This window comes from Megasphaera stantonii (assembly GCF_025567065.1).
Taxonomy (GTDB): Bacteria; Bacillota; Negativicutes; order Veillonellales; family Megasphaeraceae; genus Megasphaera; species Megasphaera stantonii.
This window is the reverse complement of sequence record NZ_JAOQKD010000017.1, coordinates 1-19,343: the sequence shown is the minus strand read 5'-3', so window position 1 is coordinate 19,343 and position 19,343 is coordinate 1. Positions and strand designations below refer to the sequence as shown.

15 protein-coding genes, 3 tRNA genes and 1 rRNA gene are annotated in these 19,343 nt (G+C 54.5%); 17 read left to right on the top strand and 2 right to left on the bottom strand.

The genetic code is table 11. The features are described 5' to 3' along the window. Positions 1–18 precede the first annotated feature (18 nt). The 4 genes from OCV58_RS09025 to OCV58_RS09010 all read left to right on the top strand — a co-directional run bounded on the left by OCV58_RS09025 (position 19) and on the right by OCV58_RS09010 (position 2,056). Positions 19–95 (top strand) — tRNA-Arg (locus OCV58_RS09025). Positions 96–258: 163 nt separating this feature from the next. After that, positions 259–822, top strand: a complete 564-nt coding sequence (locus OCV58_RS09020; RefSeq protein ID WP_095629719.1) for a beta-class carbonic anhydrase — start codon at positions 259–261, stop codon at positions 820–822. An 18-nt stretch (positions 823–840) separates the two neighbouring features. Beyond that, complete coding sequence (gmhA, locus tag OCV58_RS09015; protein WP_154877636.1) at positions 841–1,398, top strand: D-sedoheptulose 7-phosphate isomerase; 558 nt, start codon at positions 841–843, stop codon at positions 1,396–1,398. Positions 1,399–1,468: 70 nt separating this feature from the next. Then, positions 1,469–2,056, top strand: coding sequence for an HNH endonuclease (locus OCV58_RS09010; protein WP_267312871.1), 588 nt, complete (start codon positions 1,469–1,471; stop codon positions 2,054–2,056). A 61-nt stretch (positions 2,057–2,117) separates the two neighbouring features. Here the strand turns inward: OCV58_RS09010 and OCV58_RS09005 are convergent, their stop codons facing one another. Beyond that, on the bottom strand, positions 2,118–2,774 hold the full coding sequence (locus OCV58_RS09005; protein WP_154877635.1) for a tetratricopeptide repeat protein: 657 nt from the start codon (positions 2,772–2,774) through the stop codon (positions 2,118–2,120). 139 nt (positions 2,775–2,913) lie between these two features. Here OCV58_RS09005 and OCV58_RS09000 point away from each other — a divergent pair, with 139 nt between their 5' ends. From OCV58_RS09000 to OCV58_RS08960, 8 genes are all read left to right on the top strand, one after another. Continuing rightward, positions 2,914–3,303, top strand: a complete 390-nt coding sequence (locus OCV58_RS09000; RefSeq protein ID WP_154877634.1) for a NusG domain II-containing protein — start codon at positions 2,914–2,916, stop codon at positions 3,301–3,303. A 9-nt stretch (positions 3,304–3,312) separates the two neighbouring features. Continuing rightward, positions 3,313–3,837, top strand: a complete 525-nt coding sequence (locus tag OCV58_RS08995) for a Gx transporter family protein (protein WP_154877633.1) — start codon at positions 3,313–3,315, stop codon at positions 3,835–3,837. Positions 3,838–4,086: 249 nt separating this feature from the next. After that, entirely contained in the window at positions 4,087–4,575 is a 489-nt protein-coding gene (nuoE, locus tag OCV58_RS08990) for an NADH-quinone oxidoreductase subunit NuoE (RefSeq protein ID WP_087478126.1), read from the top strand. 36 nt (positions 4,576–4,611) lie between these two features. Further along, positions 4,612–6,504, top strand: a complete 1,893-nt coding sequence (gene nuoF / locus OCV58_RS08980) for an NADH-quinone oxidoreductase subunit NuoF (protein WP_288149230.1) — start codon at positions 4,612–4,614, stop codon at positions 6,502–6,504. 12 nt (positions 6,505–6,516) lie between these two features. Beyond that, on the top strand, positions 6,517–8,244 hold the full coding sequence (locus OCV58_RS08975; protein WP_154877632.1) for an NADH-dependent [FeFe] hydrogenase, group A6: 1,728 nt from the start codon (positions 6,517–6,519) through the stop codon (positions 8,242–8,244). A gap of 21 nt (positions 8,245–8,265) precedes the next feature. Further along, complete coding sequence (locus OCV58_RS08970) at positions 8,266–8,733, top strand: CBS domain-containing protein (RefSeq protein ID WP_154877631.1); 468 nt, start codon at positions 8,266–8,268, stop codon at positions 8,731–8,733. 254 nt (positions 8,734–8,987) lie between these two features. Beyond that, entirely contained in the window at positions 8,988–11,357 is a 2,370-nt protein-coding gene (locus tag OCV58_RS08965; RefSeq protein WP_095629724.1) for a glycyl radical protein, read from the top strand. After that, on the top strand, positions 11,347–12,249 hold the full coding sequence (locus OCV58_RS08960; protein WP_154877630.1) for a glycyl-radical enzyme activating protein: 903 nt from the start codon (positions 11,347–11,349) through the stop codon (positions 12,247–12,249). Before OCV58_RS08965 ends, OCV58_RS08960 begins: the two co-directional genes overlap by 11 nt. A 79-nt stretch (positions 12,250–12,328) precedes the next feature. On the opposite strand, the gene OCV58_RS08955 is transcribed toward OCV58_RS08960, so the two are convergent. Next, positions 12,329–12,901: a helix-turn-helix domain-containing protein gene (locus OCV58_RS08955; protein ID WP_087478121.1), complete on the bottom strand. Its 573-nt coding sequence runs from the start codon at positions 12,899–12,901 to the stop codon at positions 12,329–12,331. A gap of 208 nt (positions 12,902–13,109) precedes the next feature. On the opposite strand from OCV58_RS08955, the gene gyrA reads away from it, so the two are divergent. From gyrA to OCV58_RS08930, 5 genes are all read left to right on the top strand, one after another. Continuing rightward, entirely contained in the window at positions 13,110–15,581 is a 2,472-nt protein-coding gene (gene gyrA / locus OCV58_RS08950; RefSeq protein ID WP_095630400.1) for a DNA gyrase subunit A, read from the top strand. Between the two features lie 165 nt (positions 15,582–15,746). Beyond that, entirely contained in the window at positions 15,747–16,922 is a 1,176-nt protein-coding gene (locus tag OCV58_RS08945; protein WP_107196170.1) for an iron-containing alcohol dehydrogenase, read from the top strand. Positions 16,923–17,285: 363 nt separating this feature from the next. Next, a 16S ribosomal RNA gene (locus OCV58_RS08940) occupies positions 17,286–18,851 on the top strand. Positions 18,852–18,969: 118 nt separating this feature from the next. Next, a tRNA-Ile gene (locus OCV58_RS08935) sits at positions 18,970–19,046 on the top strand. Positions 19,047–19,157: 111 nt separating this feature from the next. After that, a tRNA-Ala gene (locus OCV58_RS08930) sits at positions 19,158–19,233 on the top strand. The last annotated feature ends 110 nt before the right edge of the window (positions 19,234–19,343 follow it).

Here is a 19,343-nt window from a genome sequence, read left to right as displayed (position 1 = left end):
AGCGTATAGTATTATTGTGCGCCCATAGCTCAGTTGGATAGAGCAGCAGTTTCCTAAACTGCGTGTCGGATGTTCGAGTCATCTTGGGCGCACCATTTTTTTATGTAGGAGCCAGTCCGGACAGTCTTTTGGTATCGGCGTCGTGAAATGCGGCGATAGGAAGGCGTTCGGAGCAGACGAAATGAATAGAAACAAATAGATGAATAGGTTAAGGCTAAGCAGCTCGCCAGAGCCGCGCGGCCATAGGAGGAACAGATCATGTCAGCATTGATACAGCAAATTACGACGGCGAACGAAGCCTTTGTCAAGGAAGCCCTGGCCCAGGGCGGTTTGGACGAAGTCAGCAAATACCCGAACCGCAATCTGGCCGTCCTGACCTGCATGGATACGCGTCTTCTCGACTTTCTCGAGCCGGCCATGGGGCTGCGCCGCGGCGAAGCGAAGATCATCAAGGTCGCCGGCAACACGGCCTTCGACGACTTTGACAGCGTAATCGGCAGCCTGATGGTAGCCGTGTACGAGCTTCACGTCCACGATATCGTCGTCATGGGCCACGACGACTGCGGCATGCTCAACACGACGTCGGACAGCCTGAGCCGGAAAATGGCCGAAGCCGGCATCGAAAGCGCCGTCATCGAAGCCGTGCGGCCGAAGCTGCAGCAATGGGCCGACCCGATCGGCGACGTCGATACGTCTGTAAAGGAAACGGTACGGCGGCTGCGCAGCAACCCCTATTTGCCGAAGGATATCGCTGTCTATGGCATGGTCATCCATCCGCACAGCGGGGAAATCCGCGTAGTAGACGATAATTCCAATGTCTGATGAGGAGGCGCTATTACTATGAATATCATTGAAGAACGCATGGCGGAACATGAAGCCGTATTTCAGGCGACAAAGGCCTTAGCTCCGTCCATTGCCGAAGCCGGCGATATAATCAAGACGGCCTTGCAGACGGGACATAAAATTTTGTTCTGCGGCAACGGCGGCAGCGCCGCAGATTCACAGCACTTAGCGGCGGAAATCGTCGGCCGATTCCAGAAGGAACGGCGGGCCTTTCCGGCGATTGCCCTGACCGTCGATACGTCCGTCCTGACGGCCGTGGCCAACGATTACGGCTATGAAACCGTATTCAGCCGCCAGGTCCAGGCCTTGGGGAACGAAGGCGACGTCCTCGTCGGCATTTCGACGTCCGGCAACAGCGGCAACGTCCTGGCGGCCATTGCCGAAGCGCGGGCCAAAGGCATGAAGGTCATCGGCATGACGGCTATCGGCGGCGGCAAGATGAAGGAGCTGTGCGACGTCATCCTGGCCGTTCCGGCAAAGACGACGGCCCGGGCCCAGGAAATGCACATCATGATCGGCCATATCCTCTGTGAAATTGCCGAAGAAGACATGTAAATTCAATTTGCAAAAGCACCGAATTCCTTGGCAGGATCCGGTGCTTTGTTTTTAGGTGGAGAAACGAATCGTGAATGATTTACATATAGAAGCATTAGTTCAAGCTGCGCTCTGTTTAAATGCCGGTGAGAAAGAGCAGGCAAAACATCTCATTCAAGAACGCTATCCCTTTATTCCTGTAGCAGCGAATAAACGGAAATATTCAGTTAAAGAAATGATAAACCAGTTTTTTCAAGACGGCTTTATTGATAGGTATTCGGGACAACGACTTATCAATCCAGGTATGCTTCGCGTCATGTCGGAAGAATTAAACGATATATTTCCATATCATCCTCACTGGAAAACCGACGCATGTCACATAGCTTATTGGGAATGGCAGCCGACCATAGACCATATCATACCCGTTTCGCTTGGCGGGATAGACGATTCATCAAATTGGGTAACGACGTCGATGATGAATAACTTAGCGAAAGGCAACTTTACGTTGGAACAACTGGGATGGACACTGAAAGAAAAAGGTGATGTTCGGCAATGGGATGGATTATCGAAGATTTTTGTCCAAGTGGCAGAACGGGATTCGGCGTTGTTGGCTATTCCTCGAATAAATGCGTATTATAGAGCGACTAAGGTAATGCTTAAAGCTGTGAAGAAACGGTGACTTATTATAACCATTGTATGATATTAGAGGATACTTAATGCCTATTTTGCAGATATTTCTGCTACGGCGATATGAGGGCGCGGAACTCCGCGTCATTGCGGATGGAGTCAAAGTGGGATTGCGTGCGGGCCGCTTCCAAGACGTTTTCTTTGTCCAGTGCGGCGGCCTTTTTCAAATAGACTACGGCGTTTTTGGCGTCGCCCTTATCGCCGTATATGGTGGCTATGCCGTAATAGCTCCACGTATTGTTCGGGTCTGCTGCCAGTACCTTTTGAAAATAGGATATGGATTTGTCGTATTGGCCGTCGATTTTATAAGCCAGGGCCAGGTCGTAAAAGGCCGGGACGTAATCGGGCTGCAGCGCCAAAGCTTTTTGGATGGACGCGATGCCGTCGGCGACGTCCTGATGGCTGCCCGTTTCGTTTCCGCGCATCGCCAAGGCGACGCCCTTTCCCGATAAGGCCTGGTAATTGCGGCCGTCGGCCTGTATGGCCTTGTCGTAGGCGGCGATGGCCGCGTCGTATTCGAACCGGCTGTAGGCGGCCAGTCCTTCCTGGCAAAATCGTTCTGATTCAGCGCTGATAGGCGGCGCGGTTTTCGTCTCGGACTGCCGTTGCTGGGGCATGTTTGGCTGCCCTTCGTCTTGGGATGAGCTGCACCCCGAGGCGGCGAGGGCGAGGATGGATGCTAAGACGGCGAGGCATATCTTGTATTTCATGGCGAGGGCTCCTTTTTCAGATAGTATTTCTTTTCCCTATTATACTAAAATTTGCTATAATTAGAATACGTTGATTACCGGTGCTGCACCGCGCCGATGAGGCAGGAATGGCTGTCTTTCGGCGGATAGGAGTCGTGTCATGATAAAAAAATGGGATATTATCCTCATAGCGGCGCTGCTGGCGGCTTCCTTCATTCCCGAGGGAGTATTCCTGCTCGGCGGCAATTCGGCAGACAAGGGCGGGACGTACGCCGTCATACAGGTCGATGGAAAAGAATATAAAACGGTACCGCTGTCAGATCATCACGGTACGGATACGTTTACGATCCGTACCGAGTCGGGCTATAATACGGTCGTCGTGAGAGATCAGGAAATCGGCATCGTCGAGGCGGACTGCCCCGATAAAATCTGCATCGGAGAAGGCTTTATTTCCCAGCCCGGCGCGACGACGGTCTGCCTGCCTCACAAAGTTCTCATAGAAGTGCGTTCGTCTCACGGCGGTGAGCCCGACGTTATTCCTGCCCGGTAGAGGTGTCACATGAATAAAACCTTTCGCATCATCATATTGAGCTTGTTTGTTGCACAGTCCCTCGTCTTATATATCGTCGAAGGCATGCTGCCCGTGCCGTTCATTGCGCCGGGCGCTAAGCTGGGCCTTGCCAATCTCATCACGGTCATCGCCTTGTATGCCCTGCCGAGAAAGCGGGACGCCTGCCTGATCTTGCTGCTGCGCGTCGCCTTGTCGACGGCCTTCGGCGGCGGCATCAACGCCTTTTTGTACAGCGCGGCCGGTGCGGCATTCAGCCTGGGGAGCATGATCGCCCTGAAACGGGCGGGACGGTTCAGCTTAATCGGCGTCAGCGCGGCCGGCGGCGTGTTTCATAATCTGGGACAGGTCGTCGTCGCTTCGTTGGTCGTGGAAAATATCAAAATCATGCTGTATTTGCCGGTGCTTTCCGTTGCCGGCGTCGGCACGGGGATTCTCATCGGCGTAACGGCCTCTTTTACGCTCGCTCACTTGCGGAAGCTTCCCGTATACAAGCGGATGCAGCAGCTAGTTTGACAATTACATATACAGCCTTTTGGGCGCAGACTCAGGGATGCAGATGGAGACCGTACTCTATTTGCATCCCTGTTTTTTATAGTTGACGAAAATTATTACAAAAACGTTTAATAAAGTTAAAAGATTCACAAATAATTAAATATAATGCATATTATACTTAAATGTTTACATTTTGATAAAAAAGTTGTATAGTATCATTATCGAAATGCAATGGGAAAATGAGAAAATTGCATAATATGGGAGGCGGATATGATGACATCGAATAGCGTACAAGAAGCGTTTGAACAGAAAAAAGATAAAATTGATGAAATCATGAGGAAATATGAAGGGCAGGAAGGCTCGCTGATAGCCGTCCTGCAGGACGTGCAGGATTTATTTAATTATTTGCCCCGGCCGTCGCTGGTATACATTGCCGAACGGCTTCACGTGCCGATTGCCGACGTGTACGGCGTCGTAACCTTTTATTCCCAGTTCCATTTGAACCCGCGGGGACGCAATATCATCTGCTGCTGTCAGGGGACGGCCTGCCACGTCCGCGGCGGCAAGCACATTCTGGCCGAGCTGGAAAAGCAGCTGGGCATCAAAGCCGGCAACACGACGGACGATCAGAAGTTTACGCTGGAAACCATTGCCTGCCTGGGCGCCTGCGGCATGTCTCCGGTCATGCAGATCAACGGCGAAACGTACGGCCGGCTGACGAGCGACGATATATCCCGTATTTTGGCCAGCTACGAATAAGATCGATTCATTTTACCGTGAAGGGAGTATACAGGAATGAAATCCATAACAGAATTAAACGCATTGCGCGAATCCCTGAAAGACTATATGAAAATACGGATGCCGGAAAAGAACGTTCCCGTAACGCCTGTCAACCGGACTCGTCCCGGCGTGCAGAAGCACATCCTGGTCTGCGGCGGTACGGCCTGCGTGGCTTCCAATTCCGTAAAGTTGCAGGAGGCCTTTCAGAAGGCTTTGGAAGACAACGGCTTGTCGGCGGCGGTTAAGCTGATTCAGACGGGCTGTCACGGCTTCTGCGAAAACGGCCCTATCGTGACGATATATCCGGAAAATACCTTTTATGTCCACGTAAAGGCCGGCGACGCCAAAGACATTGTAGAACAGCATATCATGAAGGGCGAAGTCGTAGAATCGCTGCTGTACATGGACCCCGTGACGGAAACGCGCGTTGAGACAAACGACGAAGTTCCCTTTTACAAGAAGCAGGTACGGCGCGTCCTGGCACGGTGCGGTCTCGTAGATCCGGAAAACATCAACGAATACATCGCCATGGACGGCTATCAGGGCCTGGCGAAAGCGCTGACCATGGAACCGCAGGCCGTCATCGACGAAGTTGTTGCCTCAGGCCTGCGCGGCCGCGGCGGCGCAGGCTTCCCTACGGGGAAAAAATGGCAGTTCTGCCGCAACGCGCCGGGCGATAAGAAATACATCATCTGCAACGCCGACGAAGGCGACCCGGGTGCGTTCATGGACCGCAGCGTTCTTGAAGGCGACCCCCACTCTGTATTGGAAGGTATGTGCATCGGCGGCTACGCTATCGGCGCCGACGAAGCGTATATCTACTGCCGCGCTGAATATCCCTTGGCTATTCACCGATTGGAAGTCGCGATCAAGCAGGCAGAAGAAATCGGCCTGCTCGGCAATAATATCTTAGGAAGCGGCTTTAATTTTAAGATTCATATCAAGAAAGGCGCCGGCGCCTTTGTCTGCGGCGAAGAAACGGCTCTCATCGCTTCCATTGAAGGCCGCCGCGGCACGCCGAGTCCCCGTCCGCCTTTCCCGGCCAACAGCGGCCTATGGGGCAAGCCGACGAACAACAACAACGTCGAAACGTGGGCCAACGTCGCTTCGATTATCCGCAACGGCGCGTCGTGGTTCAACTCCATCGGCACGAAGACGTCTCCTGGGACGAAGGTCTTCGCCCTGACCGGCAAAATCAACAACACGGGCCTGGCCGAAGTGCCCATGGGCATTACGATGCGGGAAATCATCTTTGAAATCGGCGGCGGCATTCCTCATGGCAAGGCCTTTAAAGCCGTGCAGATCGGCGGCCCCTCCGGCGGCTGTCTGCCTGAAGCCATGCTTGATACACCTGTCGACTTTGATTCCTTGTCCGGCATCGGTGCAATGATGGGGTCCGGCGGCTTGGTCGTCATGGATGAAACGACCTGTATGGTCGACGTGGCGAAATTCTTCGTAACCTTTACGCAGGCCGAATCGTGCGGCAAATGCGCTCCCTGCCGCGAAGGGACGAAGCGCATGCTGGAAATCCTCGTCCGCATTACAAAGGGCCAGGGAACGCGCCGCGATTTCGATCTCCTCCAGGATTTGGCCAATAATATTAAATTGTCTGCTCTTTGCGGCCTGGGCCAGACGGCTCCCAATCCCGTACTGAGCACTATTCACTACTTCGGCGACGAATACAAGGCCCATATTGAAAACAAGGAATGTCCTGCCGGCGTCTGTGCCGACCTGCTGCACTACGTCATTTCTGACGAATGCAAGGGCTGCGGCTTGTGCGCCCGCAACTGTCCGGTCCACGCGATTTCGGGCCAGCCGAAGGAAAAGCACGTTATCGACCCGCAGCGCTGCATCAAATGCGGAGTCTGCATGAGTAAATGTCCGTTCAAGGCTGTTAAAAAGGCGTAAGGAGAGTGTGTTATGGAATCGATTACTTTAACGATAAACGGCATGACCGTCACGGTTCCCAAAGGAATTACTATTTTGGAAGCGGCGCGGATGTCCGGTATATATATTCCTACTTTGTGTTATCATCCTGATTTAAAGCCTGAAGGCGCGTGCCGTCTCTGCATCTGCGAAGTCAGCGGCGCCAAAGGACTGGTCGCCAGCTGCTGTTATCCCGTAGCCGAAGGCATGGTCGTCAAGACGAATACGAGCAAGGTGCGGGCGGCCCGCCGTATGGTCATGGAGCTCCTGCTGGCAAATCATCCTCAGGACTGTCTGTCCTGCCAGAAGAACGGCGACTGCGAGCTTCAGAAGATGGCCGCCGACCTGGGCGTCCGCACGCGGCGCTTCGACGGCGGGGAAATGAAAGCCCATACGATAGACGATTCCAATCCCTGTCTCGTCCGCGATCAGGATAAATGTATTCTCTGCGGCCGCTGCATCCGCATGTGCCGCGACGTACAGAAGATGAACGTATACAGTTACGCCCGCCGCGGCTTTGACTCCATGGTCTCGACGGCCTTCGAGCAGGATTTGTCCAACGTAGCCTGCACCTACTGCGGACAGTGCGCCAGCGTGTGCCCGACGGCGGCGATTCGCGAAAAGGACGATACGGAACGCGTATGGGACGCCATCCACGATCCCGACAAGGTCGTCGTCTGCCAAATCGCGCCGGCTGTCCGCGTATCTCTCGGCGAAGAGCTGGGCATGGAACCGGGCAGCATCGTAACGGGCAAGATGGTATCGGCCCTGAAGAGCCTGGGATTTGACCGCGTATTCGATACGGACTTCAGCGCCGACCTCACGATTATGGAAGAAGGCCACGAATTCCTGCAGCGGGTACAGAACGGCGGCGTCCTGCCGATGATTACGTCGTGCAGCCCCGGCTGGGTCAACATGTGCGAATTGAAATATCCCGATTTGCTGGATCATCTGTCGACGGCGAAATCGCCGCAGGGCATGTTCGGCTCCATCATCAAGACCTATTGGGCCGAAAAGGCCGGCGTCGATCCGGCGAACATCGTCAGCGTGTCCATCATGCCCTGCACGGCTAAGAAGGCCGAATGCCTGCGGCCGCAGCTGCGCGCGTCGGGCTATCAGGACGTCGATATTTCCATTACGACGCGTGAACTGGGCCGTATGCTCCGCGAAGACGGGCTCAGCTTTGAATCCCTGCCGGACAGCGACTTCGACGATCCCTTGGTTGGCCTCGGCTCCAGTGCCGGCGTCATCTTCGGCACGAGCGGCGGCGTCATGGAAGCGGCCTTGCGCACCGTCGCCGATATCGTAGCCGGCGAAGAACTGAAGGACATCGAATATACGGCCGTCCGCGGCTTGTATCAGACGAAAGAAGCGACAGTATACGTAGCCGGTCATAAGGTCCGCATTGCCGTCTGCAATTCCCTGGGAGCGGCGCAGCAGATCATGGACCGCATCCGGGCCGGCAATGCCGAATATGATTTCATTGAAATCATGGCCTGTCCCGGCGGCTGCATCGGCGGCGGCGGCCAGCCCGTTCCGACGAGCATGGCCATCAAAAAGAAGAGAATGGAAGCGCTGTATCGCATCGACGACGCCAGCCGTCTCCGCAAATCTCACGACAATCCGCAGATTCAGGCGCTGTATCAAAACTGGCTGGGCGAGCCGCTGGGTGAAAAAGCCCACAAGCTGCTGCATACGACCTATTCCAGACAAGTGCGTTGAGAGAAGAAGGGGAGGGTTTCAATGGAAAAACGTACTGTTGCCGATATTATGGAAAAAAGCTTCGTCACGGCCACTCCGGACACGTCCGTCTTCGACCTCATCGACATGATGGTAGAGCATAACGTAGCCGTCATTCCCATCGTACGGGACGACGGCGCCCTGGCGGGCATCGTGACGGAAGCAGACCTGGTGTATAAAAAGGTCAAGCCCCATATGGCCCATTATTCCAGTTTGCTGGGAGAAAACGTCTATTACAACGGCATGAACGAGTATGAAAAGGGCTATCAGAAGAAGATGGCCTGCAATGCGAAGGAGCTCATGACGACGGATGTCGTCGTCGCATCGCCGAAGGCGACGGTCGAACAGATCGCCGGCATCATGGTATCGGAGCATCTCAAGCTGATTCCGGTCATCGACAACAAACGGCTCGTAGGCATCGTGACGAGACGGCACATCTTGAACGAATTATATAAGGAATACAATGGATAACCTGTCCTGACGACGGCGCTCCTTCCGTCGGGATCGGACGATGAAGGGCTGTCTCGCCAGCGGCGGGGCGGCCCTTTTATCGCGCCGAAGGGCGAGGCGCAGCGGCGACGGAGCTCGCGCCGCCGGGCCCGATGGCATGCGGCAAAGGACCTGCTTTTTTCTATTGACAATGGAGCATTAATGTGATACATTGAAGTCATGAAAGACGTTATAGCGCACAAAATGCTTTGTACTTCAAAGAGGAGGCACATCCTATGCTTACGGAACGAATTCAAAGAGCAAAAAATGAATATGTAAATAACAAACCGGCTATTTCTTATGACCGGGCCAGAATCTGGACCGAGTCGTATAAAAAAACGGAAGGCCAGACGGAACCGATTCGCCGCGCCCAGGCGTTTAAAGACGTGTGCGAACAACTCGTCGTCACGATTTTCCCCGGCGAGCTCATCGTCGGCGCCGTCGGCGAATTCCGCAAGTGCGGCATCCTGACGCCTGAATTTTCCTGGACCTGGGTAGATCGGGAAATGGATCATTTCTCCGATCGCGTGCAGGACCCCTATGAAATGACCGACGAACAGCGGGCCTTCGTTCGCCAGAATATCTTCCCTTACTGGAAGGGCAAATCGCTGGAAGAAGCCTTCTTGGCCCAGATTCCGGCAGAAACGGCGAAGGTAGCCGTCGACACGGGCATCATCGACATCGACTCCAAATGGCGTCAGTCCGTCGGCGAAATTACGCCGGACTACCAGGACGTCTTGTTTAAGAAAGGCTTCCGCGGCATTATCGATACGTGCCGGGAAAAAATGGCCCAGCTCAAGCTTTCCCAGCCCGACGCGCTGAAAAAATACGATTTCTACCGCTCCGTCATCTTGTGCGGCGAAGGCATGATTATCCTGGCCCATCGCTATGCCGACAAGGCGGAAGAAATGGCTGCGGCCGAGACGGACGCCGTGCGCAAGAGCGAATTGCAGCAGATTGCCGCGATTTGCCGCCGCGTTCCCGAATTCCCGCCTCAGACCTTCCAGGAAGCCCTGCAGATGATCTGGTTCTATCAGCTCGGCGGCATCTTGATGGAAAATCCCTTGTCCCTCAACCCGGGCCGCTTCGACCAGTACATGTATCCGTACTACCGCTACGATATCGACAATAAGCTCCACGACGACGACGGTATTTTAGAGCTCATCGAATGCTACTGGCTCAAGCTGTCCGAATGGGTCTGGACGATTTCGGCCAACACGGCAGACTTCTTCGCCGGCTATAACCAGTTCCAGAACCTGACCGTCGGCGGCAGCGACCGCTACGGCAAGGACGCGACGAACGAGCTGAGCTACCTGGCGCTGAAGGCGACGGCTGAAGTAAAGACTCATCAGCCGGGCTTATCCGTCCGCATTTCCCAGAACAGCCCGAAGGAATTCGTCGACGCCGTCATGGACCTCGTCGCCCTGGGTACGGGCTTCCCGGCCATTCACAGCGATAAGACGGGCTACCAGATGCTGAAAAACCTCGGCTACGATACGGAAGACGCCCGCGACTGGAATAACTGCGGCTGCGTTGTTCCCCACTTCCGCAAGACCTTTGAATGGACGAGCACCGTAAACGTCAACTTCAGCGGCGCTTTCGAATATGCGACGAACGGCGGCAAGAGCCGCATGACGGGCAAGCAAATGGGCCTGCCTATCTATCAGGACAGAAAGTTCGCTTCGTATGAAGACGTAGAAAAAGCCTTCATGGAACAGTTCGACAACCTCATCGACATTTCCGTCACGGGTACGCTCATCGCCCAGCGCCTGCAGAAGGACATGATTCCCCGTCCCTATTTCTCGGCGTTGTTTGAAGACTGCCTGGAAAAGGGCAAGGACCTCGTCGACGGCGGCGCCAAGTACAACGTCGGCCCCGTTCTGACCGGCATCGGCCTGGCCGAATCGGCCAACAGCCTGGCGGCGATTAAGAAGCTCGTGTTCGAAGATAAGGTCTGCACGATGGACGAAATCCTCGACGCCATGGACAAGAACTGGGAAGGCTACGAAGAATTGCGCAAGCAGGCTCAGAACGCGCCGAAGTACGGCAACGACGACGACTTTGTCGACGACATCGCCCAGCGCATTTCCAATCATTTCTATGAAGAAACGCATAAATACACGGATATTTACGGCAATCCCTTTACGAGTGCCTTTATGGGCATTTCCAACTTCATTCCGACCGGCCGGGTTATCGGCGCGACGGCATGCGGACGCAAGGCCGGCGAACCGATTTCCGAAGGCGTTTCGCCTGTCGCCGGTACCGATACGTCTACGCCTTTGGCCGCGATGAATTCCTGCGCTAAGATGAACCAGGACGTTCATTCCGGCGGCACGCTGCTCAACATGCGCTTAAGCCACGACCTGGTCAAGACGAAACGGGGCAGAAGCAATCTGGCCGCTATGGTACAGACCTTCTTCGATATGGGCGCGTTCCACGTACAGTTCAACACCTTGTCTACGGAAACGCTCCTCGAAGCGCAGAAGCATCCTGAAGATTACAAAGACCTCCTGGTCCGCGTAGCCGGATACAGCACGCAGTTCGTCCACCTTTCCAAGACGCTGCAGGATTCCATCATTCGCCGGAGCGTCCACGATGGCTTCTAAGGGCCGCATTTTACAGCTGCAGAATTATTCCGTCAACGACGGCGACGGCATCCGGACGACGATCTTTTTCGCCGGATGCCCCCTGCGCTGCCGGTGGTGCGCAAATCCCGAAGGATATACGCCGAAAAATCAAATCCTGTACGTCGCGTCGCGGTGCATTGGCTGCCGACGCTGCGAAGCTGTATGCCCCGAAGGCATCCCCTTCGATTTCCAGTCGCCCCAGGCCAGGGAACGCTGCACGGGATGCGGCGCCTGCGTCGACGCATGTCTGGAAAAGGCACGCAAGAATACTGTCACAGAGTATACTGTCGATGAGATTGTGGCCAAATTGGAATCGCAGCTGCGGTTTTTCCGCAATTCCGGCGGCGGCGTCACCTATTCCGGCGGCGAATGCACCATGCAGGCGGAATTTCTGGCAGAGCTCGTCGACGCCGTGTACGACATGGGGCTGGATCAGGCTATCGAGACGAGCGCCTATTTCGACTTGGAGGCCCTGCAGCCTACGTTGGATAAAATCGACTTGCTGTTCCTGGACATCAAGCACATGGATAGGGACAAGCACCTCGCCTTTACCGGCGTCGACAACGACCTCATCCTGCGCAATATCGCCGCTCTCGGCGCGCAGCGCGGCGGCATCGTCGTCCGCATTCCGACGATTATGGGCGTCAACGGCGACGACGACAACATCAGCCGCACGGCGCAGTTTGTCAAGGCCCATCTCCGCGACCCGCAGATCGAGCTGCTGCCCTATCATCCGTATGGCGTGGACAAGTATGTGCAGCTGGGAATGCCCTATGACGAGGGCGAGTTCCGGACTCCCACGCAGGAGGAGCTGCAGCATTTAACCGATATCATCGAAAGAGAAGGCGTCCGCGCCGTATCCTTTAAATAAAAAAGAACCTCTCTGCTTTCCTATCCATGGGATAGGAGGCAGAGAGGTTTTTTGCTGCAGCTCTTGCTGCGGGCGTGCATTAATATTTCATGATATTCTGGAAAATAACCGGCTTATCCGTGTTGTTGATGTAGTAGTGGTCCGCGTTGGCCCGGAAATTGATCTTGGCCGGCGCCGTCAGCGTAAAGGTCTGCTGTTCGACCTGCAGGGTCAGGGTGCCTTCCGTGACGATGACGTATTCTTCGGCGATGTTGCGGTGGGCGTCGGAATGATGCTTCGTGCCGGGCTGAAGGATGATGTAGAAATATTCAAAGCCGCTGAGGGGATTGAAGGGGAAGATATTATACAATATCATGTTGTTGTTTTCATCGTAAATGGGCTGCAGATCCTTCAGGATGTCGACGGCCTGGTATTGCTGCGGCGGTTCGTTCAGCAAGGTCGACAAGGAAATTTGCAGTCCCTTGGCGATTTTCCACAAGACGGAAATCGTCGGTACGGATACGCCCCGTTCGATTTGTCCCAGCATGGTTTTGCTCACGCCGGTCATGGCGGCGACATTATCCAGCGTCAAGTCGCGGTCAAAGCGGATGCGCTTTAAAATTTTTCCGATTTCCTTTGCCGGATCATCGGGTATAATAGGCGATGTTGTCATGATGGATTCTCCCTAAAGAATGCTTTTTCTCTATTCTACATCCTTTATAAAAGGCGCGTCAAGGCAGATACAGGGCTGTTTTTCGGCGGAGCTATCTATTTCGCTGATTTTTTGGTATAATAGAACAGATATCCTAAATATATATCTATAATGATATGTGCAGGACGTCCCAGTATTTATATTATTACATTATATTTGAGGTGACATTGTGGACGAACAACAATCTGATAAAGTATTACCGGTTTGTCTGGAAAGCGAAATGCAGACGTCGTACATCGACTATGCCATGAGCGTTATCATTACGCGCGCACTGCCTGATGTACGGGACGGGCTCAAGCCTGTTCACCGCCGTATTTTGTACGCCATGCATGAAGCGGGCATGACGCCAAACAAGCCGTACAAAAAGTCAGCGCGTATCGTCGGGGAAGTTTTAGGTAAGTATCATCCCCATGGTGACAGTTCCGTATATGACGCGACAGTCCGCCTGGCCCAAGATTTCTCCACGCGCTACCCTCTTGTTGACGGTCACGGAAACTTCGGCTCTGTCGACGGCGACTCCGCGGCTGCCATGCGTTATACAGAAGTGCGTATGGCTAAGATCACCGGCGAAATGTTGGAAGATATCGACAAGGATACGGTTGATTTTATGCCTAACTACGACGGTTCTCTCCAGGAACCGGTCGTACTGCCGTCTAAGATCCCCAATCTGCTGGTCAACGGCTCTGCCGGTATCGCCGTCGGCATGGCGACCAACATTCCGCCCCATAACTTAGGAGAAGTCATCGACGGCTGCGTCATGCTCATCGACAATCCCGAAGCGAGCCTGGACGAGCTCATGACCAAGATTAAAGGGCCCGACTTCCCGACGGGCGCGAAAATCATGGGCCGCGACGGCATTTTAAAAGCCTACTCTACGGGCCGCGGCAGCATCAAGATGCGCTCCTGCGCGTCCATCGAGCCCATGGCGAAGGGCAAGAACCGCATTGTCGTCACGGAAATTCCCTATCAGGTCAACAAGGCCCGGGTCATCGAATCGATTGCCAACTTGTCGCGCAACAAGGAAATCGACGGCATTACGGCCCTGCGGGACGAATCGGACCGCAAGGGGCTGCGCATCGTCGTCGAGCTGCGGGCCGACGCCAACCCGGACATCGTCCTGAACAAGCTGTACAAGCACACGCAGCTTCAGGAAACCTTCGGAGTCATCATGCTGGCCCTCGTCGACGGACATCCCCGCATCTTGACCTTGAAGGAAGTCCTCCATTACTATTTGGACCACCAGAAGGTCGTCATTACGCGGCGCTGCAAATTTGAACTGGAAAAGGCGCTGGCCCGGGCCCATATCTTGGAAGGCTTGCTCATTGCGCTGGACCACATCGACGAAGTCATCCGGACGATTCGCGAATCTCAGACCGATGAAATTGCCAAACAGGCATTGATGAGCAAATTCGGCCTCAGCGACAAGCAGTCCACGGCGATTCTTGACATGCGCCTGCGCCGCCTTACCGGCTTGGAGCGGGAAAAAATCGAACAGGAATACAAGGAAGTGCAGGACCGGATCGCCTACTTGCGCGACGTCCTGTCCGACGACCATAAGATCATGGAAATCGTCAAGACGGAATTACTCGACGCGAAGAAAAAATTTGCCGACGAACGGCGGACGGAAATCGTAGCCGACTCGTCCGATTTTGCTATCGAAGACATGATTCCGAACGAACGGATGGTCATTACCCTGACGCGCCGGGGCTACGTAAAGCGCATCAACGCCAACGTATACCATACGCAGAATAAGGGCGGCCGGGGCATCAAGGGCATGAGCACGAAGGATGAAGACGCCGTCAACCACCTGCTGTATACGTCGTCCCTCAATACGGTCTTGTTCTTTACGAACTTTGGCCGCGTATACCGCCTGAAGGCCTACGAAATCCCTGAAGCGAACAGCCGCAACTCCAAGGGCATCGCCGCGATCAACATCCTGCCGCAGATGGCCAGCGGGGAAAAGGTAAACGCCCTCATCGACCTGGACCAGGTAGACCCGTCTATGAACTTGTTCATGGCGACGGAAAAGGGGCTGGTCAAGAAGACAGAGCTGAAGGAATTTAAAAACGTCCGCCGCCACGGCCTCATCGCCATTTCCCTCATGGAAGGCGACCACTTGGCGAAGGTGCGCCTGACGAAGGGAGATCAGCGCATTATTCTGGCGACGAAGCTGGGCATGGCGATCTGCTTTAATGAAAACGACGTCCGTCCCATGGGCCGCAATACCCGCGGCGTCCGCGGCATTTCCTTGGCCGAAGGGGACAGCGTCATCGGCGCCGACGTGCTCGAGCCGGACTGCCAGGTCCTGACGGTCAGCGAAGAAGGCTTCGGCAAGCGGAACAATATGGACGCCTATAAGATACAGCTGCGCGGCGGCAAAGGCGTGAAGAATTTCAAGATTACGCCGAAGACCGGCGCAATTGTCGGCGTAGAAGTCGTCCACGAAAACCAGGAGCTCATGCTCATTACGTCGAACGGCATCGTCATCCGCACGGATATCGAAAGCATCGGCATCAAGAAGGGACGCAATACGTCGGGCGTCAAGATTCAAAAACTGGAAGGCGACGATAAAGTCGCTGCGTTGGATACGATCACCGTAGAAGGCGAAGAGGATTCGCAGGACACGTTGTTCGACGCATAATATCTGCTGAAAAGAGGCTCTGCGGAGTCTCTTTTTTTGCATACGGCGCGCAAGGTCGTATCGTATGCGTGCAGATTGCCCCGCCTGTTTTCATTGCACAGAACGGGACGACCTTATATAATGAAGGTATCATCACAACGCAGAATCAGATATGGAGGGATGACTATGAATAATTTTACCTATTATACGCCGACAAAGGTCTTTTTTGGCCGAGACGAAGAACGGCGGGTCGGCGATATCGTGAAGAGCTACGGCGCGACGAAGGTGCTGGTCCTGTACGGCGGCGGCAGCGTCAAGCGTTCCGGTTTGCTTGACCGGGTGGAACAGGCCCTGACAGACGCCGGCGTGTCCTATGTTGCCTTCGGCGGCGTGCACCCGAATCCGCTCCTTTCGCATACGCACGAAGCTATTGCATTGGCAAAACAGGAATCGATTGATTTCATTTTGGCCGTAGGCGGCGGCAGCGTTATTGACGAAGCCAAAGCCGTCGGCATGGGCTATTACTATGACGGCGACGTGTGGGACTTTTATCTGCGCCGCGCCGTCCCGGAACGGGTCGTGCCCCTGGGCTGCATTCTGACCATCGCCGCAGCCGGCAGCGAAACGAGCTGGGCTTCTGTCATTACGAACGAAAAGGGCTGGTATAAAATCGGTTATCAGAACGACATCCTTCGCCCGATTTTCGCCATCATGAATCCGGAGCTGCTGTACACGCTGCCTCCGTATCAGATGGCCTGCGGCAACGTCGATATGATCATGCACGTGCTGGAACGGTTCTTCAACCCGAATGCAGAAGACGACCTGACCGACTCCATGGCGGCGGCTCTCATCCGCAACGTCATCAAAAACGCGCGCATCGTAAAAGAAAATCCGAAGGACTACAACGCCAATTTTGAAATCATGTGGGCCGGCAGCCTCGCTCATAACGGCTTGTTCGACGGCGGCAACGGCCGCGGCGACTGGGGCACGCACCATATCGAAATGGAAGTCAGCGGCCTGTTCGACGTCGCCCACGGCGCCGGTTTGGCGGCTATCTGGCCTAGCTGGGCCCGGTACGTCCTGCATAAAGACGTAGGGCGCTTCGCTAAATTAGCCCGTCTCGTCTTCGACGTGCAGACTGAAGACGAGGAAGCGGCGGCCCTGGAAGGCATCGCCAAGATGGAAGCCTTCTTTAAAGAAATCGACATGCCGACGTCGCTGACGGAATTGGGCATCCAGCCGACGGAAGAACAGTATTGGGACATGGCGAAGAAATGCACGAAGCGGGATATGGTCAAAGAAGGCTGCTTCGGGCAGCTGACGTCGGCCGATATATATAAGATTTATAAAATGGCTGAATAAGAGTACATCCGGCGAGGCGGCAGGGGCGTTTCCCGCCGCCTTTTCCCGTTTTGCGACGTTTTGTAAAATTTGCAGAAAAATTTCCTTGACAACAGGACGAAAAGGGGATATACTAAACAAGCTGTTGCGGCAGGGCGCCGCGGCAGGCCGGATAGCCGGTTCGCTTGAAAAGAACTTCGAAAAAAGTGCTTGACAAGCTCGGACGAGTCTGGTAAGATATACAAGTCGTCGCGAGACGGCATGGCCTTTGAAAACTGAACAGTGTGATATGAAACAATACGCCAGAGTGCGAGGTCTTAGCAATAAGATTTCAAAACAGGTAATACCAATAATAAGTAAGAACGAGCAATCAGCTCTTCACATATCATGGAGAGTTTGATCCTGGCTCAGGACGAACGCTGGCGGCGTGCTTAACACATGCAAGTCGAACGGGAGGACATGGGAAGCTTGCTTCCTATGGACTCTAGTGGCAAACGGGTGAGTAACGCGTAAGCAACCTGCCCTCCGGATGGGGACAACAGCTGGAAACGGCTGCTAATACCGAATACGTTTCCATTGCCGCATGGCAGTGGGAAGAAAGGTGGCCTCTGAATATGCTACCGCCGGGGGAGGGGCTTGCGTCTGATTAGCTAGTTGGAGGGGTAACGGCCCACCAAGGCGACGATCAGTAGCCGGTCTGAGAGGATGAACGGCCACATTGGAACTGAGACACGGTCCAGACTCCTACGGGAGGCAGCAGTGGGGAATCTTCCGCAATGGGCGAAAGCCTGACGGAGCAACGCCGCGTGAGCGAAGACGGCCTTCGGGTTGTAAAGCTCTGTTATACGGGACGAACGGCTAGTGTGCCAATACCACATTAGAATGACGGTACCGTAAGAGAAAGCCACGGCTAACTACGTGCCAGCAGCCGCGGTAATACGTAGGTGGCAAGCGTTGTCCGGAATTATTGGGCGTAAAGGGCGCGCAGGCGGTTTCATAAGTCTGTCTTAAAAGTGCGGGGCTTAACCCCGTGAGGGGACGGAAACTGTGAGACTGGAGTGTCGGAGAGGAAAGCGGAATTCCTAGTGTAGCGGTGAAATGCGTAGATATTAGGAGGAACACCAGTGGCGAAAGCGGCTTTCTGGACGACAACTGACGCTGAGGCGCGAAAGCCAGGGGAGCGAACGGGATTAGATACCCCGGTAGTCCTGGCCGTAAACGATGGATACTAGGTGTAGGGGGTATCGACCCCTCCTGTGCCGGAGTTAACGCAATAAGTATCCCGCCTGGGGAGTACGGCCGCAAGGCTGAAACTCAAAGGAATTGACGGGGGCCCGCACAAGCGGTGGAGTATGTGGTTTAATTCGACGCAACGCGAAGAACCTTACCAAGCCTTGACATTGAGTGCTATCCTCAGAGATGAGGAGTTCTTCTTCGGAAGACGCGAAAACAGGTGGTGCACGGCTGTCGTCAGCTCGTGTCGTGAGATGTTGGGTTAAGTCCCGCAACGAGCGCAACCCCTATCTTCTGTTGCCAGCGCGTCATGGCGGGGACTCAGGAGAGACTGCCGCAGACAATGCGGAGGAAGGCGGGGATGACGTCAAGTCATCATGCCCCTTATGGCTTGGGCTACACACGTACTACAATGGCTCTTAATAGAGGGAAGCGAAGGAGCGATCCGGAGCAAACCCCAAAAACAGAGTCCCAGTTCGGATTGCAGGCTGCAACCCGCCTGCATGAAGCAGGAATCGCTAGTAATCGCAGGTCAGCATACTGCGGTGAATACGTTCCCGGGCCTTGTACACACCGCCCGTCACACCACGAAAGTCATTCACACCCGAAGCCGGTGAGGTAACCGTAAGGAGCCAGCCGTCGAAGGTGGGGGCGATGATTGGGGTGAAGTCGTAACAAGGTAGCCGTATCGGAAGGTGCGGCTGGATCACCTCCTTTCTAGGGAAGAGGTAACGGATTCTGCGGAAGACGTTACAAATCTTTAGGTCGGCATTCTGGAGTACGTACACATTGTTCAGTTTTGAGAGGCCATGAACCTCTTAACATCATATCCCATGGGCCTATAGCTCAGCTGGTTAGAGCGCACGCCTGATAAGCGTGAGGTCGGTGGTTCAAGTCCACCTAGGCCCACCAGGGCAAGTCGATACACCCGAAATGCAAAGGCAGAGTACGGACAATCGAGGAGCCGTCATATGTTGCAATGACATGCCTGCCCGTCTGGCGGGAAGCCGGCGCAACGAGTGTGGGGGTGTAGCTCAGCTGGGAGAGCACCTGCCTTGCAAGCAGGGGGTCAGGAGTTCGATTCTCCTCATCTCCACCACAATTTTATTACGAAAGACCCGTACCTTGACAACTGCATAAAACGAAACGAACAAACCTCTTTTTTGAAGAAAAGAGAAAGACTTAACGAACCGAAGAAACTCTGAAAAA